A 21,906-nucleotide genomic window follows, 5' to 3' on the forward strand; every position below is an offset into this window, starting at 1 on the left:
TCACCCCTCGACCGCACTCCACACGTCGGGGCGCACCACCCGCGTGCTGCGCCCCCACACGTCGAGCACATGCCCGAACAGCTTGTCGTGGCGCAGCGTCACGGTGCGCTCGGCCGCCCGCAGCCCGGGGTGCGCGGACACCAGCGCGGCTTCCAGGCGCGGAATATCGCCCAGGCCGTGCAGATTCGCCTGGACGAGCAGATTGTGCGGGCCGCTGACCGCCGCGCAGTTGCGGGTCTGCGGCCACCGCACCACGGCGTCGCCGATCTCGGCGAGCCGGTGGGCGGGCACGTCCGACCACAGCGTCACCGCCACCGGCCAGCCGCCCAGCGGCCTGGCGAAATCGCAGCGGAACCGGATCAGTCCCAGCGACACCAACCGGTCGAGCCGACGTTTGACGGTCGACGCCCCGACCCCGAGCGCGTCCGCCACCGCGCTGTGCGTGGCGCGCCCGTCGTCGGCGAGCACCGAGAGCAGCGCCCGATCCAGCTCTCCCAAGACGGCCGAGCGCGCGGGCGCCGCGGCGGGTGCGCCGCCGCTGAGTTCGGCGCGCTGTTCGGGCGCGAGCGCGTCGATGCGCCAGCTCCCGCCCTCGGTGAACATGTGCGTGACGATCCGCGCTCGCACCGCCGTGACGTGCTCGACGGCGGGCAGGGTCTCGAGGGTGTAGTGCGACATGCTCGCGAGATCGGCCGTTGCGACGGTGGCCAGCAGGGTGGCGCTGCCCGCGCACCGCTCCACCGTCACCGCGTACGCGTGGTCGCACAACGCCCGGCTCACCGTCGAAGCGGCGGCCGCCGTGCAGTCGATCTCGACGTAGGCGACGGTCACCTGGTCGAGCAGCCGCGGCCCGGGTGACGGCCCGACCCACGCCGCCCCGCGCGCGGTGAGCCGCTGCCAGCGCCGCGCGAGCGTCACCGGATCGGCGCCGAGCACCCGCCCGAGTTCGGTCCAGGAACCGCGCGGGCGCAGTTGCAGGGCGTGGATCAGCGCGAGCTCGTCCTCACTCAGCAGATCGGCGGAATTCTGCATATTCTTCGCCCTTCCGCACGATTCCTGCGATTCAACGGCCGCGACAACCGGATATCTCATGATCGTGCCACAGCACGGAAAGGCGCGGCACCCATGGCATTCGGCGACTACCAGAACGAGATCTACCTGCGCGGGCTCGGCGGCATCGCGCCGGAGTACCCGATGACCTTCGCCGATCTGGAGGAGCGGGCGCGGGCCGCGCTGCCGCCGGGCATCTGGTCGTACGTGGCGGGTGGCGCGGGCGACGAGCACACCCAGCGCGCGAACGTCACGGCGTTCGACCGATGGGGATTGGTGCCGCGCATGTTCGTCGGTGCCGCCCAGCGCGACCTCTCCGTCGACGTGTTCGGAACCACCTGGCCCGCACCGGTTTTCCTGGCACCGATCGGCGTGATCGGCCTGTGCGCGCAGGACGGGCACGGCGATCTGGCCACGGCCCGCGCCGCCGCCCGCACCGGGGTGCCGATGGTGGCGTCCACCCTGTCGGTCGACCCGATGGAGGACGTCGCGGACTCGCTCGGGGAGACCCCCGGCTTCTTCCAGCTCTACACTCCCACCGACCGTGACCTCGCCGAGAGCCTGGTGCGCCGCGCCGAGCGGGCCGGGTACCGGGGCATCGTCGTCACGCTCGACACGTGGGTCACCGGCTGGCGCCCGCGCGATCTGAGCACGGCGAACTTCCCGCAGCTGCGCGGGCACTGCCTGGCCAACTACTTCACCGACCCGGTGTTCCGCGCCGCGCTCCCCGCGCCGCCCGAGGAGCAGCCGCAGGCCGCGGTGCTGCGCTGGGTCCAGGTCTTCGGCAATCCGCTCACCTGGGACGACCTGCCGTGGCTGCGCGAACTCACCGACCTGCCGCTCATCGTCAAGGGCATCTGCCATCCCGAGGACGCCCGGCGCGCGAAAGACGGTGGCGTGGACGGCATCTACTGCTCCAACCACGGCGGCCGCCAGGCCAACGGCGGCCTGCCCGCACTCGACGTGCTCGCCGAGGTGGTCGCCGCCGCCGACGGCCTGCCGGTGCTGTTCGATTCGGGCGTGCGCGGCGGCGAGCACATCGTCAAGGCGCTCGCGCTCGGTGCCGCGGCGGTCGGCGTCGGCCGCCCCTACGCCTATGGGCTGGCGCTCGGCGGCGAGGACGGCGTCGTGCACGTGCTGCGCTCGCTGCTGGCCGAGGCCGATCTGACCATGGCCGTCGACGGCTACCGCACCCCCGCGGAACTCACGCCCGACGCACTGCGCCGCGTGCTCTGAGCGCGGGGCTGCGCGATCTACGTGAGAACGCGCGCCGGACCGCTCGGTCCGGCGCGCGACCGGTCTCAGCGCACGCTGACCGTGGTGGGCAGGCTCGCGAAACCGCGATTGTTCGAGGAGTGGATGCGGCGCAGATTCGCCGGGTCGATCTCGTAATCGGTGATGGTGGAAGCGATTTCGCCGAGCGCGATGCGCAGCTCCAACTGGGCCAGGTTGGCGCCGAGGCAGTGGTGGCGGCCGCTGCCGAACACCAGCGCCCGCGAGGTGTCGCGGTCCAGATCGAAGGCATCGGCCGCGTCGAACACCTCGGGGTCGCGATTCGCCGAGCCGGTCAGCAAGAGGATGCGCGCACCGGCCGGGATGTCGACGCCGTGCAGCGAGACCGGCGCGGTGGTGGTGCGCAGCTGGGATTGGGTGGCCGGGTCGTAGCGCATGGCCTCGTCGATCCAGTCGCCGATCCTGCCGTCGAGCGCCGCGCGGCGCTGATCCGGGTGCTGCCAGGCGGCGTGCCAGAGATTGCCCAGCGTGAGCATGGTGGTCTCGATGCCCGCGCCGACGAGCAGGATCAACACGCCGACGATCTCCTCCGGGGTGAGGCGATCGTCACCTTCGGCGGCGGCCAGCAAACCCGAGAGCAGATCGTCGCGGGGCGACTTCGCGCGCTCGATGGTGAGTTCGGTGTAGTAGCCGACGAGCGCGCCGATCGCCTGCATCGCCTCGGGGCGCAGATCGGTGGACTCCTCCTCGGTGTACATGATCTCGGTGCCGAGCTTGCGCAGCATCTCACGATCGGACTCGGGCACCCCGACCAATTCGGAGATCACGTCGGTGGGGAACGGTCCGGCGAAATCCGCTATGAGATCGAAACTTTCGCGTTCCAGCAGCGGCTCCCACAGCCCGCGCGCGATCTCGCGCAGGCGCGGCTCCAGGCCCTGCACGCGCTTGTTCGTGAACGCCTTGGTGACCAGTCCGCGTAGTCGCGTGTGCTTCGGCGCGTCCATCGCGACGAACGAAAAGAACTGTTCCGCTTGGGGTCCCCAGAACGCGGGCTCCATCCGCAATCCGTTGGCGCTGGAGTATGTGTCCGAATCCCGCAGCGCCGCAAGAACATCGGCGTACCGGGAGTAGGCGTAGAAATCGTCCTGCGCGTTCCGGAAGACCGGCGCCTCCTCGCGCAGCCTGGCGTAATAGGGGTAAGGGTCGCGGTGGACGTCGAAGTCGTAGGGGCTGTACTGCAACTGCATGACGGAGCCTTCCGGGGGCCGTGCGAGGGCAGCCCTCGCAACCGGTTCGCAACTCGAGCTGACATGATGACCCTAGTCGAGACGAAGTGAGGACGCGGTGGACTCGGAATCGGCGGCAGCCAGGATTGACACCTCCAAACCGCATCCCGCGCGGCGGTACGACTACTGGCTCGGCGGCAAGGACAACTACCCCGCCGACCGGGACTCCGCCGACGCGGTGGCCGAGGCGTTCCCGACGGTCCGCCTCTCGGCCGTGGAGAACCGCAGCTTCCTGCGCCGGGTGGTCACCTACCTGGCCGCCGAGGCGGGCGTGCGCCAGTTCCTCGACCTCGGGACCGGCCTGCCCACCGCGGGCAACGTGCACGAGATCGCGCAGAGCATCGCGCCCGAATCGCGCATCGTCTACGTCGACAACGACCCCATCGTGCTGGTGCACGCGCGCGAACTGCTGAACTCCTCCCCCGAGGGCGCGACCGCCTACCTCGACGCCGACGTGCGCGATCCGGGCGGCATCCTGCGCCACCCCGATCTGCTGCGCACCCTCGACCTCTCCCAGCCGGTCGCGCTGATGCTGGTGGCCGTCATGCACTTCATCACCGACGACGAGGGCCCCTACGGGCTGGTGCGCGAACTCTGCGAGGCCCTCGCGCCGGGCAGCCACCTGGTGATGACCCACGCGACCAGCGATCACCTCACCGACGAGGACCTCGCCGAGGCGAACCTCGCCAACAAGCGCAGCGGGGTGCCGTTCCAGCTGCGCTCCACCGAGGAGTTCAAGCAGTTCTTCACCGGCTTGGACCTGGTGCCGCCCGGTATCGGCTCCATCCTGACCTGGCGGCCCACCGAATGGCGGCCGCACCCGCGCCCCGAGGCCGTCTCGATGCTCGGCGCGGTCGCGCGCATCCCCTGATCAGGTCGCGCGGCGGGCGCGGGCGCGGCGTTTGCCCTCGTGCATGGCCTGCACCCGGGCCACGGGAATGGTGTGGCCCTCGGCGACCAGGTCGGCGGGCAGTTCCTGCGGCGCGGGCATCTCCTCGGCCCACGGGTCGCGCTCGCCCAGGCGTCGCGGCGCGGTGCGCAGGGTGAAATCGGCCGGGGTGGCGTCGGCGAGGTCGGCCCAGCCGACCGGGTACGAGACCGGCACACCCGGCCGGATGCGCGGGCTGTAGGCCGAGACCACGGTCGCGCCGCCGGACCGGGTGGAGTCGAGGAACACCTTGCCCTCGCGGTCGTCGCGGATGAACGCGGTGGTGGCCAGCGCCGGGTCGAGGCGTTCGGCGCGGGCGGCCACGGCCCTGGTCGCGGCGGCCGCGTCCTCGATCGGAATGCCCGCCACGATCGGCACGAACACGTGAACGCCTTTGGCCCCACTGGTTTTCACCGCGCCGTCCAAGCCGTCGGCCTGGAGCGCGGTCCGGATGAGCTCGGCCGCGCGCACGGCGTCGCGGAACGTCTGGCCGGGTGAGGGATCGAGATCCAGCACCAGGTGTGTCTGCCCGGCGGAATAGTCGGCGAGCAACAGCGTCGGGTGATATTCGACCGCACGCTGATTGCCGAACCACACCAGCGTGCGCACGTCGTCGCACAGCGCGTATGTCACGTCGCGGTGGGAACTCTCGGCCCACACCGTCACCCGCCGAACCCACTCCGGAGTGTATTTGGGCAGATTCTTCTGCATGAACGGCTCCTGGCCGGGCCGCACCCGCACCACCGACAGCGGCCGGTCGCGCAACTGCCGCACGAACCGCTCACCGACCGCCTCCAGATAGTCGATCAGATCCCGCTTCGTCGCGTCCGCCCCGTCGAACAGCGGCTGGTCGAGATTGGTCAGGGTCACGCCCGCGCGCACCTCGTCGCCCATCGCCCCACCATGCCCGGCCCCACCCGACCGGTCAACCCACCGCTGAGGTTCCCCGTTTCTCGGAGGACTCTGACCGTGGTCCGATAGGGCTTTCAGAGTCATTCGATCGCGCATACCTGCCAGCGATCGCCTTGTTTGGCGTAGGTGGCACGGAACCGTGCGGTTGCGCTGCCGGTTTCGGCTGATGGCCGTTCGTATCGCACGCTCACCGTCGCTGTGGCCTCGTCGGGATCGTCCGGCCTGTTCGGCCCGCACCAGTCGATATCGCCGAGGTCCACCAACTCGCTCCTGCCGCGGGCAGCGACGTTCGCGCGGGCGGAGTCCTCGAACGTGGTGTCGTCGTGCTTCCAGACACGAATAGCCGACAAGTCCTGCTGGATCGCACGCAAGGTGACCCCGTAGGCCGTGTCCAAACAGGTGACGGACGACGACTGGCGCACGGTCGCCGACCCGGATCGCATCAGTTCCGGTGAGGCTCTCGGTCACTCCGCCGGAGGCCGAACAGCGCGGTTCACCTCGGGCGAGCGGCGTGCGAAATCCTCGTTAATGCCGGATGTGGGGTGCGTCGCGGGTCGGCCCGGCCCGCGGGCCCGATGTACCGTGACTTATGGCCGTGTCTCGTCGACAGCTCTTGAGATTCGGCGCCGCCGGATCGGCCGCGGTCCTCGTGGGCGCGTCGGCGGCGAGCAGCGGGCGGTTCCGGGTGCCGCGATGGGGTGGGGATCCGTTCACCCTGGGTGTCGCCTCCGGCGATCCCGCGCCCGACAGCGTTGTGCTGTGGACACGCCTGGCGCCCGACCCGTTCGCCCCCGACGGGCACGGCGGCATGATGAACGCGCCGGTCACCGTGGACTACGAGGTGGCGCACGACGAACAGTTCCAGCACATCGCGGCGCGCGGTTCCGCCGTCGCCACCCGCGAACTCGCGCACAGCGTGCACCCCGAGGTGTACGGGCTGGAACCGGACCGCTGGTACTTCTACCGATTCCGCGCCGGCGCGGCGATCTCCCCCGTCGGCCGCACCCGCACCGCACCGGCGGCGGGCGCGCCGACCGAACGGATCCGCTTCGCGTACGCCTCCTGCCAGTCCTGGAGTTCCGGCTACTACACCGCCTACGACCATCTCAGCGCCGAGGACCTGGATTTCGTGGTGCACCTCGGCGACTACATCTACGAGAAGGAGTGGACGCGCCGCCCGGGCCGCCCGTCCGGACCCGAATTCCGGGACGAGGCCGTGGATCTGCGCTCCTACCGCCTGCGCTACACGCAGTCCAAGGCCGAGCTCCCGCTGCAAGCCGCGCACGCCGCGTTCCCGTGGCTGGTCACCATGGACGACCACGAGGTCGACAACAACTGGGCGGGCGACTCGCCGGGCCTGGGCTTCGACATCTACCTGATCCCGCCGATCTTCCGCCGCCGCCGCGACGCCGCGCTGCAAGCCATGTACGAGCACCAGCCGCTGCGGCTGGCGCAGTTGCCGACCTCGTCGGGGATGCGCCTGCACCGCCGCTACCGCTTCGGCGACCTGGCCGAGATCACCATGATCGACACCCGTCAGTATCGCGACGCGCAGGTGTGCAGCGAGAACGTCACCGCCGACTGCCCGGAGCGCTTCGACCCGGACCACACGATTCTCGGTGCGGAGCAACGTGACTGGCTGATCAAGGGCTTCCGCGAGTCCCCCGCCCGCTGGCAGGTGTTGGGCAACCAGGTGGGCATGAGCCAGACCGATGTCGACGCCGGTCCCGCGCTGGTGATCTCGACCGACTCGTGGGACGGCTACGTGGCCGACCGCAACGCCGTGCTGGGCTCGGCCACCGACGCCGGGGTGCGCAACCTGGTGGTCATCACCGGCGACCGGCACCAGAACCACGCCACGGACCTGCGCCGCGACTACGAGAACCCCGAATCACCGGTCGTGGCTTCGGAATTCACCGGCACGTCGATCACCAGCGGCGGCGACGGCGCGGACATGAACGAGGTCGGGCGCCGCCTGCAAGCCGCCAATCCCGATATCAAGTTCTTCAACTCCCAGCGCGGGTACGTGCGGGTGGAACTCGATCATCAGCTGTGGCGCAACGATTTCCGCGTCGTCCCGTTCGTGCGCAGGCCCGGCGCGCCGATCCACACCCGCGCCACCTACGTGGTGCGCGACGGTGTGCCGGGTGTGGTCGAGGCGGCGACGCACACACCGCCCGCCGTCACCGACACGCCGGAACCGGATGCCGCCGCCGCGCCGACACACCCGGGCGGACGCTGAGTATCACCCGTTCGCGTGTCGTACCAGTGACGTTTCACCCGTGCGCGGCGTCGTACCAGAGGTAGGGGATCGTCCAGTCCCACTGCGGCCCGGGTTCTCCGGCGGCGCTCTCCGTTGTCCGCGCGGGCGTGTTCTCCCGCGTGGTCGACGCAGTGCCTCCCGCCTCACGCGTGTCCCATGCCGGTGCGGCAGCGTCCGCCTCACACGCGGAAGTGTTGTCCCACGACATCGACGCGACATCGTCCGTCTCCCCCGCTGACGTTCGCTTCCACCCGCGCTCCCACTCCGCACAGGAGCGCGCCGCGCCGCCGAAGCTCACGCCGTACAGCAGCAGCCCGCGCAGGATGTGCCGCCAGATCGCATGTCCCGAGATGCGCCGCAACATCGCGACCTCCCGTGTTCGAGGGTCCGGTTCCGATCAGGATAGGGGTGGGCGGCGCCGCTGACCACAGATTCGCCACGATCGCGCACTGCCCGGCGGTGGAGCCGCCGCCCCCTTGGCTCCGCCCTGACCGCGCCATGACGCGAACGTTCGTTCGACGGGCGGCGATCACTACACCGGTGACGGCAGCTCCGGCAGCAGGCCGTCCTCGCGGAACCAGCCGAGGTAGCGGTCGATGACCGCGTCGGTCACCTCCGGGCAGGTGATGCCCAGAGGTGCCAAGGCGCGCCGGGCCCGGGCGTCGTCGAGGATGACGTCGGCGGCGGCCGGGTCGCCGACGTGGACGAAGTTGCCGACCAGGAGGGCGGCGCGCATGAGATCCGCGTTCTCCGAAGCCCTTTCGGCGAGGCGCTGCTCGGCCTCCTCGACGCTCACGGTCTCGATCGGATAGCCCAGGCGGCGCAGGCCCGCCAGCAGGTCCGTCGCGGGGGTCGGGTGGGTGTTGACCAGGTGGTATCGCTGACCGGTGGGCACACCCTGCGCCGCGAGGGTGACGATGGCGCGAGCCACGTAATCGACCGGGGCGAGCAAAACGGTCGCGGTGCCGACGTCGGGCGCGACGCCCAGCAGGGCGGCGGCGCGCACCATCGTCCACATCGAGTCGTCGGCGCTCATCACGCCGGAATCGACGGAGCCGCAGATCAATCCGGGCCGGTGGACCGCGACGGGGATGCCGCGCGCGCCCGCGTCGAGCACCAGTTGTTCGGCGACCCATTTGGTGGCGACGTAGCCGTGGCGGGTGACCTCCTCGGCGGGAATCGCGCTGTCCTCGTCCACGATTCCGTCCGTCTCGGTGCCGAGCACGGCGTTGAGGGTGGACACGAAGTGGACGGGCTTCACGCGGGTGGTGGCAGCCAAGCGCAGGACCTCGGTGGTGCCGCCGACGTTGGCGGCGCGCAGATCCCCGTAGGACTCCATGTGGTTCACGCGCGCGCCGTTGTGGATGATCACCGCGACGCGCGCGGCCAGGTCGGCGAACGCGGCGTCGGAGAGGCCGAGGCGCGGGGCGGCGAGATCGCCGGGGACCGCGATCACCCGGTCGGCCAGATCGTGGGCGGGCAGGCGGTATTCGTCCGCGACGGCGGCGATCCGGCGCAGTCCCTCCTCGGGATCGCTCGCCCGCACCAGGCAGTGCACGCGAGAGTCCGTGCGGTCCAGCAGTTCTCGCAGCAAGTGGATGCCGAGGAAGCCGGTGGCGCCGGTCAAGAACACCTCGCCGGTGGCAGAGGCGGGTGCGGCGTCGTCGGCCACGGAGAACGAAGCGTCGAGGCGGCCGTCGGACACCAGCCGCGCCACCCACCGTTCGTCCTGCGCCGCGCCGAGATCGAGCGCGGCGAGGGCGCGCACGGTGGGCTGTTCGAAGACGGTGCGCGGATCGACCTCCGCGCCCAGCGCCTCCGAGAGCCTGCCCCGCAGCTTGAACACCATCAGGGAAGTGCCGCCGAGCTCGAAGAAGGTGTCGTCCAGGCCGACCGCATCACATTCCAGGATCTCGGCGAACACACCGGCGATGAGCTGTTCCTGCTCGGTCAGCGGACGGTCGTCGGAAGGTGTTGCGGCCTTACGGGTTCCGTTGCCGGACGGGGCGACCGCGACGCACGTATCGCCGTCGGCCGGGGCGACGACGGCGATCGGCGCGGCGGGGTCGGCGACGACAGCCGACAGGATGCGCAGGTAGCGCGCGGCGAAATCCTCGACGGTCGAGTGATCGAAAAGCTCGGTGGCGTAACGGAAGACGGCCGTGAACCCCTCGGCGCCGGGCTCTTGGCGCAGGGTCAGGGCCAGGTCGAAATGGGTTGTGTCCTGCGGCAGGTCGAGCACCGCCAGCCGCAGGCCGTCGAGCTCCAGTTCCGGGATGGCGGGCAGGTTCTCGAAGGAGAAGACGGTCTGGAACAGCGGGTGCCTGCCCTCGGCGCGCGGCGGGTTCACCGCCTCCACGATGTGGTGGAACGGCACCTCGGCGTTCTCGAACGCGTCGAGCGTGACGGTGCGGACCAGCGACAGCAGCTCCGTGAACGGCGCGGCCGGGTCGATCACCGTGCGCAGCGGCAGCGTGTTGACGAACATGCCGACGAGATGGTCGAGCGAGGGGTGTCCGCGCCCGGCCACCGCCGTGCCCGCGGTGATATCCGTACTGCCCGAAAGCTGTTGCAGGAGAACGGCGTAAGCGGCGTAGGCGGCCATGAACACGGTGGATTCGCTGGTGCGGGCCAGCTCGCCCAGCGCCGAGGCGATCTCGGCGTCCACCGCGAATTCCACCGCCGCCCCGCGACTGTCGCCCGTGGCGGACGAACGATCCACCGGCAGCGGCAGATAACCCGGCGTGCCCGCGAGTGCCCGGGTCCAGTGCGCGAGCTGACGCGCCGCCACCGACTCCGGGTCGTCGGCCGCGCCGAGCCGGTCCTGCTGCCACAGCGTGTAATCGGCGTACTGCACCGGCAGCGCCGCCCAGTTCGGGTGGCCACCGGTCGCCCGCGCGGCGTAGGCGGTGGTGAGGTCGGCGACCAGCGGGCCGAACGACCAGCCGTCGGCGGCGATGTGATGGGCGACCAGCACCAGCACGTGATCGTCGGTGGCGGTGCGCAGCAGGCGCGCCCGCACCGGCAGGTCGGACGTGATATCGAAAGGCGCGCCGACGAATTCGGCGATCGCACCGTCCACGGTATCCGGTGCGACATCCACCGGCTCGAGGTCGAGACGGGCGACCGCGTCGTCCACCGGCAGGATCCGCTGGTACGGCCCCGCCGGGGTTTCCGGGTACACGGTGCGCAGCACCTCGTGCCGTTCCACCACGGCGGCGACGGTCGCGGTGAGCACCGAGGGGTCCAGCGGTCCGGTCAGCCGCAGCGCCACCGGCAGGTGGTACGCCGACGAGTCGGGGAACAGCTGGTTGAGCAGCCACAACCGCAGCTGGGCCGGGGCGGGCGGAATCCGCTCGGGGCGCGGGCCCGCGATCGGCTCCGGCACCGCCGTGGCGTCGGCGAGTCGGGCCGCCAGCGCCGCGACGGTCGGTGCGTCGAACACCTCGCGCACACCCACACCCAGCCGGGCCGCGACCTGCGTCGCCGTCAGCGACGTGCCGCCGAGCAGGAAGAAATCGTCACCGGCGCCGACGGATTCGACCTCCAGCACCTCCGCGAACACCGCCGCCACCCGGCGCTCCCCCGGCGTGGCGGGCGCGCGGAAGCCGGTGCGGCCGAATACCGGAGCGGGCAGCCGGCGGGTGTCGAGCTTGCCGTTCGGCGTCAACGGCAACGTGTCGAGCACGACGTAGGCGCCGGGACGCAGGTAGGCGGGCAGCGCGTCGGCGACCTCGGCGCGCACGGCTTCCACGTCGATGGCCGAACCATCCTCGGGTACAAGATAAGCCACCAGGTGCGCGCCCGATCGTTCGTCGGTGTGCGCGATCACCGCCGCGCGCGCGATCTCGGGACGCGCGGTCAGCACGGACTCCACCTCGCCGGGTTCGATCCGGTGCCCGCGCACCTTGATCTGGAAATCGGTGCGGCCGTGGTAGAGGAGCGCGGGATCGGGGCCGGGGGTGATGGCCACGAGATCGCCTGTGCGATACATGCGTTCGCCCGGGGCGTAGGGGTCGGCGACGAAACGCGCCGCCGTGAGCGCGGTGCGGCCGTGGTAGCCGCGCGCCAGAGCCGGTCCGCCGATGTACAACTCGCCCGGCATCCCGGGCGGCACCGGCCGCAGCCGGGCGTCGAGCACCACCGCGCGGAAACCGCGCAGCGGCGCGCCGATCGTCACCGGTACGCCCGCTTCCAGTTCGGCGATGGTCGCGATATCGGTGGCCTCCGTGGGGCCGTAGCCGTTGCGCATGAGCCGGCCGGGCGCCCAGGCGTCGACCAGATCGGCGCGCACGGCCTCGCCGCCGACGCCGAGCACCTTCAGATCGGGCAGTTCGGCCGGATCGAGGGTCGCCAGCACAGCGGGGGTGATGATCGCGTTCGTCACCCGCTCGCGGCGCATGAGGTCGGCCAGATCGGGGCCGGCCACCACATAGCGGGGCGCGACGATCACCGTCGACGCTCCGGCGAGCGCGCAAAGCTGTTCTCCGACAGCCATATCGAAGCCGGGTGAGGCGTGGTGCAGCGCGACCGAGCCGGGGTGCAGGTCGTAGCGGTCGCGACGTTCCTCGGCCAGGTTCGCCAGGCCGCCGTGGGTCACCAGCACGCCCTTCGGGACGCCGGTCGAGCCCGAGGTGTAGATCAGGTACGCCGTGTTTGCCGGGGAGAGCGCGGCGGTGCGGTCGGCGTCGGTGAGGGCGGCCCCGCCGAAACCGGCCGTGGTGGCCGGGTCGTCGAGCAGCAGCCAGTGCGTGGAATCCGGCAGTTCCGCACGTAAAGCGCTGGTGGTGAAGCCGATTCGCGCGCCGCAGTCGCCGAGGATATGCGCGATCCGCTCCGGCGGGTAGCCCGGGTCGACCGGCACGAACGCCGCGCCCGCCTTGGTGATCGCCCAGCCGGCCGCCACGGACTCGGCCGAACGCTCTACCGCCATGGCGACGCGCGTCTCCGGACCCGCGCCCACGGCGACCAGCGCACGGGCCAAACGGTTTGTCCAGGTGTCGAATTCGGTGTAGGTCCAGCGGCGGTCGCCGTGCACGACGGCGGTGCCGTGCGGGTTGCGGGCCACCGCGTCGGCGATCAGGTCGCCCAGGGTCGCCGCGGGGATGCCCGGCGTGCCGCGCCACGGCAGCAGGCGCTCCCGCTCCTGCGCGTCGAGCACCTCGAGCGAGCGCAGCGGGGTGGCCGCGTCGGCCGCGACGAGATCGCCGAGCAGCCCGACGAATCGGCGGTGGTGGGCCTCGAGTTCGGTGTGGGAGTAGCGATTCGGGTTGCCCTCGAACTCGATCCGCAACCCGGAATCGGCCGGGTAGATATTGAGCGTCAGATCCTCGACCGGGCCGGTGGACAGCAGGTGCAGGGTGCCGCGGGCCGGGCCCAGGTCGACGCCGGTGCGGAAGTTCATGATGTTCACGGCGGGCCCGAAACCGCGAACATCGGTGCCGCGCGCCGCCATTCGCGCGATGTCCTCGCCGCGGAAGCGCTGGTGGCGCAGCGCGCCGCTGAGTTCGCGGCGGGTGGCGGCGAGCAGATCGGCCAGCGTGGTGTCGTCGGTGACGGCGACGCGCAGCGGGACGATGTTGTTCACCATGCCGCCGCCGCGCCGCAGCACGGCCGTGGTGCGGGCGGTCACCGGCAGGCTCATGGTGATCTCGTCGGCGCCGGTCATCCTGGCCAGGTAGCCGGCGAGCGCGGCGATGAGCACGCCCGAGGTGCCCGCGCCGTCGGCGGCGCGCTCCAGCGCGGCGTTCAGCTCGTCGGGCAGCGCGCCGCCCACCACCAGCGCCTGCGCGGCGGGGGCGCCCGGCCTGGTGGCCAGGGTGGTCGGGGCAGGCAGGTCGGCGGCGCGCTCGGCCCAGTGGGCGCGGTCGGTCTCGTAGCGCGTGGACTCGCGGTAGGCGATATCGGCCTCGACCAGCGCGGCGGGCGGCTGGAGCACGCCGGGCGGGATCTCCTCGCCGCGGATCATGGCGGCGTAGATCTCGGCGTGCCGCTGCTGCATGCGCATGGCGCCGTAGCCGTCGAGCGCGATGTGGTGGGCGCGGGCGTAAGAGAAGTGGCGTTCGGGGCCGACGCGCAGGAACGTCCCCTGCAACGGCGGGTCGGTGTGCAGGGCGAACGGGCGGGCCTGGTCGGCGCGCATCCAGTCCAGCGCGGCCGCGGCCGGGTCGGGTTCGCCGGTGAGGTCCAGGTAGCCGATCTCGTCGTGCTGATCGTGCTCGATGGACTGCGTGACCGATCCGTCGGCGGCCTGGGTGAACCGCAGGTACGCGCCCAGCTCCCGGCCGGCTAACCGCCCGGCCTCCTGGTAGGCCGCCAGATCCAGCGGACCTTCGATATCGATGTACTGCGTGGTGGTGACCGGCACCTCCCCCAGCAGCTGCTGGGCAAACCACACTTCGCGCTGAGCGGACGTCAGTGGCAGGAATTCATCGTTGTCACCGGACGAACGCATCACGCACTACCTTGAACCTATCGGGAACAAAGCACAAAGGTTAGCCTAAGCTCGCTGCCCGCAGCCACTCGGGGCGCGTCGCCGAGATCCAGTTGCTGAACGTTCGCCGCCTGATGCCGGCGGGCCACACGGAGGCCGTCCTCAGCCACACCCCCGAACAGCAACCTCGCCCACCGTCACGCGATTCGATCCGGCCGATCGTAATCCTGGCGCCGGCCGGGCCGCGGTGGTCGGATCTGGGGCCTACGTCCCGGTTCGAGAGGAGTCCCTCGTATGTCTGGCGAGCACACTGCTGACGCCGCCGCCGTGCAGGTGGTCAAGCTCGGTATGCACATCGGCGCGCAGGTCGACGGGGTGCGGCTCGGGGGTGACCTGGACGCGGCGACGGTCGAGGTGGTGCAGGCGGCGCTGAACGAGCACAAGGTGATCTTCTTCCGCAACCAGCACCACCTCACCGAGGACGGGCAGTACGAGTTCGCCGAACTGCTCGGCACTCCCACCACCCCGCACCCGACGGTCACCTCGGCGGGCGTGAAGAGTCTGGCCATCGACTCCCGGCACGGCCGCGCCAACAGCTGGCACACCGACGTCACCTTCGTCGACCGGGTGCCGCGGGCCTCGATCCTGCGCGCGGTCACGCTGCCCAGCTACGGCGGCTCCACCACCTGGGCCTCCACCGTCGCCGCCTACAACTCGCTGCCGGACCCGCTCAAGCGGCTCGCGGAGAGCCTGCGCGCCCGGCACACCAACCAATACGACTACGCCGCCACCGCCGAGGACCGCGTGGACGACACCATCAAGGCCTACCGCCGCGAATTCGAGGCCACCTACTTCGAGACCGAGCACCCCGTGGTCGAGGTCCACCCCGAAACCGGCGAACGCGCCCTGCTGCTGGGCGGTTTCGTGAAGGAGATCGTCGGCCTGCCGAGTTCGGAATCGCAGGCGCTGCTGCGCCTGTTCCAGGAGCGCGTCATCCGCCTCGAGCACACCACCCGCTGGAACTGGGCGCCCGGCGACGTCGCGATCTGGGACAACCGCGCCACCCAGCACTACGCGGTGGACGACTACGACGGCCGCGAACGCCGGCAGCTCACCCGCATCACCCTGGCGGGCGAGGTCCCGGTGGCGGTCGACGGCACCACCAGCACCGTCATCGCCGGCGACGCCCAGGGCTACGCCACCGGCCCGCTCACCCGCGCGGCGTAGGGGAACACGCCGGTGCGTCTCATCCCGAATCCGGCGCCCGGCATCGTTTACCCTTCGACGACCCGCGCGTCCGGTGCCTATCAGGCCGGTACCACCCGGTTCCGGCCGACGAGGGGAATCCCGTGAATCTGTGGAACTACGTCCGAGGCCGGGGCGAGGTGCTCACGTTCCTCACCTACCAGCACGCCTCGCTGGCGTTCCAGACCGTGCTGGTGGGGACCGTGCTGGCCGTGCTCATCGCCGTCGCGGTGTACCGGCTGCCGCTGCTCTCCTCGCTGACCCTCACCTCCAGCCGCGTCGCGCTGACCATTCCCTCGCTGGCGCTGCTGGCGTTGCTGCTGGTCCCGTTCGGGCTGGGCGTGGTGCCGTCGTTCATCATGCTGGCGTTCTTCGCGACGCTGCCCGTGATCGGCAACGCCATCGTGGGCCTGCGCTCGGTGCCGGAATCGGTGATCGAGTCCGCGCGCGGCATCGGCCTGCCGCGCTGGCGCATCCTGCTGACGGTCGAGTTGCCCATCGCCTGGCCGGTGATCCTCACCGGCATTCGGATCAGCACGCAGATGATCGTCGGCGTGGCCGCCATCGTCGCCTACGTGCTCGGCCCCGGCCTCGGCTCGCTGATCTTCAACGGCCTGTCCCGGCTCGGCGGCGCGAACGCCCTCGAGATGGCGCTGACCGGCACCATTCTCATCGTCCTCGTCGCGTTGGTGTTCGACGCGCTGCTCGTCCTGCTCGGACGCCTCACGATCGCGAAGGGACTGTCATGACCGATGTGACCAGCCTGCCCGCCACCCCGGAACGCAACGTCACCGGCGCGTCCATCCGGCTCGACGGCGTGGTCAAGCGCTACAAGGGCCAGGACAAGCCCGCCGTGCAGCGCCTGGACCTGGAGATCGAGGCCGGTGACATCGTCGCGTTCGTCGGCCCGTCGGGCTGCGGCAAGACCACCACGCTGAAGATGATCAACCGGCTCATCGAGCCCTCCGAGGGCCGCATCTTCATCGGCGACCGCGACGTCACCAAGGAGGACCCCGACGAGCTGCGCCAGGGCATCGGCTACGTCATCCAGTCCGGCGGCCTGTTCCCGCACTGGTCGGTCACCAAGAACATCGGCGCCATCCCCCGCGTGCTCGGCTGGGACAAGAAGAAGATCGCCGAACGCACTGAATACCTGCTGGACCTGGTCGGCCTCGACCCGGCGGTCTTCGCCGACCGGCTGCCCAAGGACATGTCCGGCGGCCAGCAGCAGCGCGTCGGCGTGGCCCGCGCGCTGGCGGCCGACCCACCCGTCCTGCTCATGGACGAACCGTTCGGCGCGGTCGATCCGATTACGCGAGTCCGGTTGCAGGACAGCCTGATCGCGATCCAGCACGAACTCGGCAAGACCATCGTCATCGTCACGCACGATTTCGAGGAGGCCACCAAACTCGGCGACAAGGTGCTGATCCTGTCGGAAGGCGGGCACGTCGAGCAGTACGCGCGGCCCGAGGAGATCCTCACCGATCCCGCCACGCCGTTCGTGGAGGAGTTCGTCGGCTCGGGCGCGAAGCTGGCGTATCTGACCGTGCAGCGGGTGCGCGACGTCGAGCACGACGCGGTGACCACCGCGCGGATCGGCGAACCGTCCGGCGAGGTGATCGCCCGCGCGAAGGCCGCCGGGCACACCTGGGTGGTGGTCGTGGACAAGGCCGGGCGGCCGCGGTCGTGGCCTTCGCTCACCGAGGTGGCGTCCAAACCGGAGATCTCCGACTACCTCGACCGGCGGCTGCCCGTGGTCGCGCGCTCCTCCACCCTCAACGACGCGCTCGACGCCATGCTGGCCGCCAGCCAGGGCGCTGCGCTGGTGACCGACGGGCGCGGCGCGGTGGTCGGATCGCTCAGCATCGGCGCGGTGACCGAGACGATCCGGGACAAACTCGCCGACGTGCGCAGCGACGAGGACGACCCGTCCTACTCCACCTACGTCGACGGTACCGACACCACGCCGACCCCGGTGGTCGCCGCCGACGACGAACACGGATCGGCCGAACCGTCATGAATCGCCTGCGCCGCTTGCCGATCGACGTCTGGTTCGAACCGCTGATCATCCTGGTGATCGGCGTCGGCTACGCGGTCTGGTACCGGTCGACCACGTTCACCAGCACCGAACAGGCCGCGCTCGGCTGGTCGAACCTGCGGACCACGATCGCCGAGCACGTGAAGCTGACGGTGGTGGCGACGCTCATCGTGGTGGCCATCGCGATCCCGCTCGGCATCGCGCTGACCCGGCCCGCGCTGAAACGGTTCGAGCCGCTGGCCGTCAATATCGCCAACATCGGCCAGGCGGCGCCCGCGATCGGCCTGCTGGTGCTGTTCACCTTCTGGCTCGGCACCGGGTTCCGCACGGCCATAGTCGGTCTCGTGGTCTACGCGGTGCTGCCGATCCTGCAGAACACGATCGTCGGGCTGCGGCAGGTGGATCAGCGCACCATCGAGGCCTCGCGCGGCATCGGCTATTCGGCGTCGCGCACGCTGTTCCAGGTCGAACTGCCGCTGGCGGTGCCGGTGATCCTCAACGGCGTGCGCACCGCCCTGGTGATCCTGGTGGGCACCGCGACGCTGAGCACGTTCATCGGCGCCACCAGCCTGGGCACGCTGATCACCACCGGCGTCACTCTCTTCCTGCCGAAACTGCTGATCTCCGGCGCGATCCTGGTCGGGTTGCTCGCGCTGATCATCGACTGGCTCGGCCGACTGGTGGAACTGGCCGCGACCCCGAGGGGTGTGTCATGAGAGCGCGTTGGCTGACCACGGTGCTGGCCGCGACGCTGGCGCTGGCCGGTTGTGGCCTGGTGAGTTCGTCGGGCACGTTCCACGACGCCACCCTCCCCGACGGCCAACGCCCGCTGGAGGGCGCGAAGCTGGTGGTGACCTCGAAGAGCTTCACCGAGGGCGTGCTGCTCGGCAAGATCACCGCCACGTATCTGGCGGCGGCGGGCGCGTCGGTGACGGACCTGACGGGCGCGCCGGGTTCGGCGTCCTCGCGACAGGCCCAGCTCAACGACGACGCCGACGTGCTGTGGGAGTACACCGGCACCGGCTGGGTCAACTACCACGCCGAGACCGAGACCATCTCCGATCCGGCCGAACTCTGGCAGCGGGTCCACGACGTGGAGAAGCGCGACTACGACCTGGAGTGGCTGCCGCCCGCCAACTTCAACAACACCTACGCCTTCGGCGCCTCGACCCCGAACGCCGAACGGCTCAACACCCGGTCGCTCTCCGATGTGGCCGCGCTGCCGGTGCCCGATCGCACGTTCTGCGTGGACGACGAATTCTTCAGTCGCTCCGACGGTTTCCTCCCGATGCTGGAGAAGTACGGCATCCCGTACAACATGCCGACGGGCGTGCCGTCGGAGAACGTCACGCGCATGGACGCGGGCGTGGTCTACACCGCCACGGCCAGGGGCGAGCCCTGCAACTTCGGCATGGTGTACACCACCGACGGGCGGGTGAAGAACCTGGATCTCGTTGTGCTGGAAGATGATCGGGAGTTCTTCCTGCCCTACAGCGGCACCGCCGTGGTGCGCGGGGTGATCCTGGAGGCCCATCCGGAACTGCGCACCCTGCTCGGCACCATCTCCGAGCGCCTCACCGACGATCTGATGCAGGAGCTCAACGGCCGCGTCGACATCGACGGCGAGGACCCCTCCGACGTCGCCTATGACTGGCTGAAGAGCGAGAACCTGATCGCCTGAGTGCTTGCCGGGGACATCGGCGCGATGTCCCCGGCGCGCGGCACATCGGGGCTGGAGGGCCCTTCTCGGTGAACATGACGCCGACGGGTGCGAACTCCCGGATCACGGTCGCCCGCACGCTCGTACACGGCAGCGACGGCCTGCGGCACCCGGCACGTGCTCGTCGTCGGAGCTGTGCCACACCTGACGCACGTGCCGCGCACCCGACCCGGCGCGCGTGCGTCCGAGGTGTCCAGGCCTCTGGACACCTCCTTCCGGGTGGATAGGGTGGCTGGACCTAGGGCGACGGGAGTCATTCGTGGTGCGGCTGGACCATCTCGTGAACGTTCTGGGCGGCTACGGCGTCCGGGTGTCGAGTTGCCCGGTGCCGCCGTCGACGGTGATTCGCGGTGTCGCGGTCCACGATCCGACCGGCCCGGAAGGTACGGCGGGCGATGTGTTCCTGGCTGTCGGCGCTCGGTCGCTGTCCGAAGCGGTGTCCGCCGCGCGGGCGGCACGGGCCGTCGTGGTACTGGCCCGCGACGGCGACGGCGAGCAGATGAGCGCCCCCGATCTCGCAGTGCTGGTGGTCGACCCGTCGGTGTCGTGGAGTCAGCTGGCCGGGGTGGTCTACGGGGTGGTTCTCGAAGGACGCGAGACGGCGGCCGGGCGCGGGCCGACCGACCTGTTCGCCCTCGCCGACAGCCTCGCGGGCACCGTCGGGGGCGCGGTCACCATCGAGGACCGGCTCGCGCGAGTGGTGGCGTATTCGAGCCTGAGCCAGGAGTCGGACCCCGCGCGTTCGGAGACGGTCCTGCGCCGCCGCGCGCCGGAGACATTGCGCGCGCTGTTCGAATCCCGGGGCGTCCCCGCGCATCTGGCGGCCTCCGACGAGCCGCTGTTCGTCGCGCCCGCACCCGGCCTCACCGGACGGATGGTCGTCGCGGTCCGCGTCGGACGCGAGCCGCTGGGGTCGGTGTGGGTGAGCACCCCCGCTCCGCTCACGGGCGACCGGCTGGCCGCGCTGGCCGACAGCGCGCCGACCGTCGCCCTGCACCTGCTGCGCTCCCGCGCGAGCGCGGACCTGGAACGCCAGGTGGAATCCGACCTGGTGATCCGGCTGCTGGAAGGCACGCCCGACGCCGCGACGCTGATCGGCAGGCTCGGGCTCGCACCGGGCCCGCTGCGCGTGGTCGCGGTGCGCACCCGGGCGGCCGCTGACCGGCACGCCGGGCTGCTGCTGGCGTTCGAACACGCGACCATGGGCTTCGGCTGGTCGCGGCCGGGCCGCAGCGCGCTGACCGACAACACCGTCTACACGATCCTGCCCGCCGACCGGGTCCGCACCGCCCGCGAGTGGCTGGCCGGCCTGCGCGCCGGCCTGCCCGCGCACCTCACGCTGTGCGCCGGGATCGGCGCGGCGGCGTCGAGCGCGGACCTGAAGCTCTCCCGCCAGGAGGCCGACGAGTGCCTGGCGCTGCATGAACATCGGCCGTCGGTTTCCGTAACTCCGGCCTACGACGAATCGTGGGGCGACATCCTGCTGCAACGGCTGCGCGCCACCGCCCGGACCGGCCGGGTCCCCGCGCGCGGGCCGGTGGCGGAACTGCGCAGCCACGATCGGGCAAACGGCACGCCCTTCGTGGCGACGCTGCGGGCGTGGCTGGACGCGCAGGGCGATCTCACCGAGGCCGCCGACCGGCTGGGCGTGCACCCGAACACCGTGCGCAACCGGCTGCGCCGGATGAACGAGATCGCCGTCCTCGACCTGCACGACGCGCGGGCCCGCCTGGCGATGACGATCGACCTCGCAGCCGCCGAGGACGAGCCCGCTGTGGAGAACCCCTAACCGACCGGTGCCGAACTGTGCCGATCGGACAAGCCCACCGGGTCCGAACCGGGCCATGATGGCGGGAACAGCGCATTTCGCCCGGCAGCAGGAGGTGACCATGGCACGCACGGCGAGACGGCTCCGTCCGGAGCGCACCCCGTGGTGTCCGCCTCCGAGCGCGCCACCGGGCTGACTTCCGGAGCCATTTCCCCCGATCCGCGGGAGCCGGATGCCTCGATGCCCGGCGCCGCGGACTTCGCCGTCAGGGCGGCCCCCTCCTCCAGGCCGCCCTGACGGCCTCCGCTGTTCCACACCCCGACACACCCCGGTAGGGAGACATGACACCTGTCTGGCTGACGCCGCACGCCCGCGAACAACTCCAGGCCGAACTGGCCGGCCTGCTCGCCGCCGACCACGCCGAGGACGCGCACACCGCCGACGACGACCCGGCCGCCGCGCTCTACCGGCGCCGGACGCGGATCGGGCAGATCCAAGACCTGCTCACCAACGCCGTGGTCGGCGAGGACCCGCCCGACGACGGCATCGCCGAACCGGGCATGGTCCTCACCGTGCGCTACGACGGCACCGACGACACCGAGACCTTCCTGCTCGGCACCCGCGGCGCCGACGGCTCGCACCTGGAGATCTACTCCCCCGACTCACCGCTCGGCGCGGCGCTGGTGGGCGCGCGGCGCGGCGAGCGGCGCAGCTACACGGTGCCGAACGGGGCGCGGGTGCACGTCACCCTGCTCGACGCCGTCCCGTACGGCCGGGTCGCGGGCGCCGCGGTGAGCCGGGACGGCTGATCCGCGGCCTTCCTGCCGCGCACGTCGATCCCGCGCTCCACAGCTAGCCCGGAGCAAATGCCCGCGGCACCCGCATCGCACGCCCGCCCGCGCGAGACCCGTCCGGCCGCGCGCCGGCGGCCGGTCACGCCGGCCTTCGAAGGAATACGTGCGGGTAACCCCGGAGTGCTGTGCACTTATGGACGGGGAGGGGGCAGACTACGCGTAATCGGGATCGAAAC

Annotated in this window: 16 protein-coding genes; 10 read left to right on the top strand and 6 right to left on the bottom strand. The window is 71.0% G+C overall.

The genetic code is table 11. The annotated features are described in order from the left end of the window. Positions 1 to 1,032: an Lrp/AsnC family transcriptional regulator gene (locus OHB21_RS37020; RefSeq protein ID WP_067513919.1), complete on the bottom strand. Its 1,032-nt coding sequence runs from the start codon at positions 1,030 to 1,032 to the stop codon at positions 1 to 3. A gap of 93 nt (positions 1,033 to 1,125) precedes the next feature. Between OHB21_RS37020 and OHB21_RS37025 the strand changes: the two genes are divergently transcribed. Then, entirely contained in the window at positions 1,126 to 2,286 is a 1,161-nt protein-coding gene (locus OHB21_RS37025) for an alpha-hydroxy-acid oxidizing protein (protein ID WP_067513920.1), read from the top strand. Between the two features lie 65 nt (positions 2,287 to 2,351). Here the strand turns inward: OHB21_RS37025 and OHB21_RS37030 are convergent, their stop codons facing one another. Beyond that, a complete protein-coding gene (locus OHB21_RS37030; protein WP_067513921.1) occupies positions 2,352 to 3,530 on the bottom strand; it encodes a cytochrome P450 in 1,179 nt (392 codons plus the stop codon). 97 nt (positions 3,531 to 3,627) lie between these two features. Here OHB21_RS37030 and OHB21_RS37035 point away from each other — a divergent pair, with 97 nt between their 5' ends. Beyond that, positions 3,628 to 4,440: an SAM-dependent methyltransferase gene (locus OHB21_RS37035; protein WP_067513922.1), complete on the top strand. Its 813-nt coding sequence runs from the start codon at positions 3,628 to 3,630 to the stop codon at positions 4,438 to 4,440. Here OHB21_RS37035 and OHB21_RS37040 read toward each other — a convergent pair whose 3' ends face one another. Next, entirely contained in the window at positions 4,441 to 5,391 is a 951-nt protein-coding gene (locus OHB21_RS37040; RefSeq protein ID WP_195125954.1) for a DNA polymerase domain-containing protein, read from the bottom strand. It abuts the gene before it with no gap. 98 nt (positions 5,392 to 5,489) lie between these two features. Next, a complete protein-coding gene (locus tag OHB21_RS37045) occupies positions 5,490 to 5,804 on the bottom strand; it encodes a hypothetical protein (protein WP_147265739.1) in 315 nt (104 codons plus the stop codon). 194 nt (positions 5,805 to 5,998) lie between these two features. Here OHB21_RS37045 and OHB21_RS37050 point away from each other — a divergent pair, with 194 nt between their 5' ends. Next, positions 5,999 to 7,651, top strand: coding sequence for an alkaline phosphatase D family protein (locus OHB21_RS37050; protein WP_195125955.1), 1,653 nt, complete (start codon positions 5,999 to 6,001; stop codon positions 7,649 to 7,651). Between the two features lie 34 nt (positions 7,652 to 7,685). Here the strand turns inward: OHB21_RS37050 and OHB21_RS37055 are convergent, their stop codons facing one another. Both OHB21_RS37055 and OHB21_RS37060 read right to left on the bottom strand, forming a co-directional pair. Further along, positions 7,686 to 8,036 (bottom strand): hypothetical protein, encoded by a 351-nt coding sequence (locus tag OHB21_RS37055; protein ID WP_195125956.1) that lies wholly within the window; start codon positions 8,034 to 8,036, stop codon positions 7,686 to 7,688. A gap of 168 nt (positions 8,037 to 8,204) precedes the next feature. Beyond that, positions 8,205 to 14,126 carry a non-ribosomal peptide synthetase gene (locus OHB21_RS37060; RefSeq protein WP_195125957.1) on the bottom strand — a complete coding sequence of 1,974 codons (5,922 nt, stop codon included), beginning with the start codon at positions 14,124 to 14,126 and terminating at the stop codon, positions 8,205 to 8,207. A gap of 273 nt (positions 14,127 to 14,399) precedes the next feature. Here OHB21_RS37060 and OHB21_RS37065 point away from each other — a divergent pair, with 273 nt between their 5' ends. The 7 genes from OHB21_RS37065 (at position 14,400) to OHB21_RS37095 (ending at position 21,685) form a co-directional block, all read left to right on the top strand. Then, entirely contained in the window at positions 14,400 to 15,332 is a 933-nt protein-coding gene (locus tag OHB21_RS37065) for a TauD/TfdA dioxygenase family protein (RefSeq protein ID WP_067513928.1), read from the top strand. A 122-nt stretch (positions 15,333 to 15,454) separates the two neighbouring features. Beyond that, on the top strand, positions 15,455 to 16,099 hold the full coding sequence (locus OHB21_RS37070) for an ABC transporter permease (protein WP_067513929.1): 645 nt from the start codon (positions 15,455 to 15,457) through the stop codon (positions 16,097 to 16,099). After that, complete coding sequence (locus OHB21_RS37075; RefSeq protein ID WP_067513930.1) at positions 16,096 to 17,370, top strand: ABC transporter ATP-binding protein; 1,275 nt, start codon at positions 16,096 to 16,098, stop codon at positions 17,368 to 17,370. Before OHB21_RS37070 ends, OHB21_RS37075 begins: the two co-directional genes overlap by 4 nt. Continuing rightward, positions 17,367 to 18,104: an ABC transporter permease gene (locus OHB21_RS37080; RefSeq protein ID WP_113974951.1), complete on the top strand. Its 738-nt coding sequence runs from the start codon at positions 17,367 to 17,369 to the stop codon at positions 18,102 to 18,104. Before OHB21_RS37075 ends, OHB21_RS37080 begins: the two co-directional genes overlap by 4 nt. Continuing rightward, complete coding sequence (locus OHB21_RS37085; protein ID WP_195125958.1) at positions 18,101 to 19,069, top strand: glycine betaine ABC transporter substrate-binding protein; 969 nt, start codon at positions 18,101 to 18,103, stop codon at positions 19,067 to 19,069. Before OHB21_RS37080 ends, OHB21_RS37085 begins: the two co-directional genes overlap by 4 nt. A 298-nt stretch (positions 19,070 to 19,367) precedes the next feature. Continuing rightward, complete coding sequence (locus OHB21_RS37090) at positions 19,368 to 20,897, top strand: PucR family transcriptional regulator (protein WP_195125959.1); 1,530 nt, start codon at positions 19,368 to 19,370, stop codon at positions 20,895 to 20,897. Positions 20,898 to 21,217: 320 nt separating this feature from the next. Continuing rightward, positions 21,218 to 21,685, top strand: a complete 468-nt coding sequence (locus OHB21_RS37095; RefSeq protein ID WP_067513933.1) for a GreA/GreB family elongation factor — start codon at positions 21,218 to 21,220, stop codon at positions 21,683 to 21,685. Positions 21,686 to 21,906: the final 221 nt, after the last annotated feature.

This window comes from Nocardia puris (assembly GCF_036051655.1).
Lineage (GTDB): Bacteria > Actinomycetota > Actinomycetes > Mycobacteriales > Mycobacteriaceae > Nocardia > Nocardia puris.

What these genes read in the sequence shown, in the direction of transcription:
- OHB21_RS37060 (WP_195125957.1), bottom strand. Translation starts at nt 14,126, where the DNA reads ATGCGTTCGTCCGGTGACAACGATGAATTCCTGCCACTGACGTCCGCT.
- OHB21_RS37055 (WP_195125956.1), bottom strand. Translation starts at nt 8,036, where the DNA reads ATGTTGCGGCGCATCTCGGGACATGCGATCTGGCGGCACATCCTGCGC.
- OHB21_RS37030 (WP_067513921.1), bottom strand. Translation starts at nt 3,530, where the DNA reads ATGCAGTTGCAGTACAGCCCCTACGACTTCGACGTCCACCGCGACCCT.
- OHB21_RS37065 (WP_067513928.1), top strand. Translation starts at nt 14,400, where the DNA reads ATGTCTGGCGAGCACACTGCTGACGCCGCCGCCGTGCAGGTGGTCAAG.
- OHB21_RS37025 (WP_067513920.1), top strand. Translation starts at nt 1,126, where the DNA reads ATGGCATTCGGCGACTACCAGAACGAGATCTACCTGCGCGGGCTCGGC.
- OHB21_RS37040 (WP_195125954.1), bottom strand. Translation starts at nt 5,391, where the DNA reads ATGGGCGACGAGGTGCGCGCGGGCGTGACCCTGACCAATCTCGACCAG.
- OHB21_RS37020 (WP_067513919.1), bottom strand. Translation starts at nt 1,032, where the DNA reads ATGCAGAATTCCGCCGATCTGCTGAGTGAGGACGAGCTCGCGCTGATC.
- OHB21_RS37050 (WP_195125955.1), top strand. Translation starts at nt 5,999, where the DNA reads ATGGCCGTGTCTCGTCGACAGCTCTTGAGATTCGGCGCCGCCGGATCG.
- OHB21_RS37075 (WP_067513930.1), top strand. Translation starts at nt 16,096, where the DNA reads ATGACCGATGTGACCAGCCTGCCCGCCACCCCGGAACGCAACGTCACC.
- OHB21_RS37080 (WP_113974951.1), top strand. Translation starts at nt 17,367, where the DNA reads ATGAATCGCCTGCGCCGCTTGCCGATCGACGTCTGGTTCGAACCGCTG.
- OHB21_RS37085 (WP_195125958.1), top strand. Translation starts at nt 18,101, where the DNA reads ATGAGAGCGCGTTGGCTGACCACGGTGCTGGCCGCGACGCTGGCGCTG.
- OHB21_RS37095 (WP_067513933.1), top strand. Translation starts at nt 21,218, where the DNA reads ATGACACCTGTCTGGCTGACGCCGCACGCCCGCGAACAACTCCAGGCC.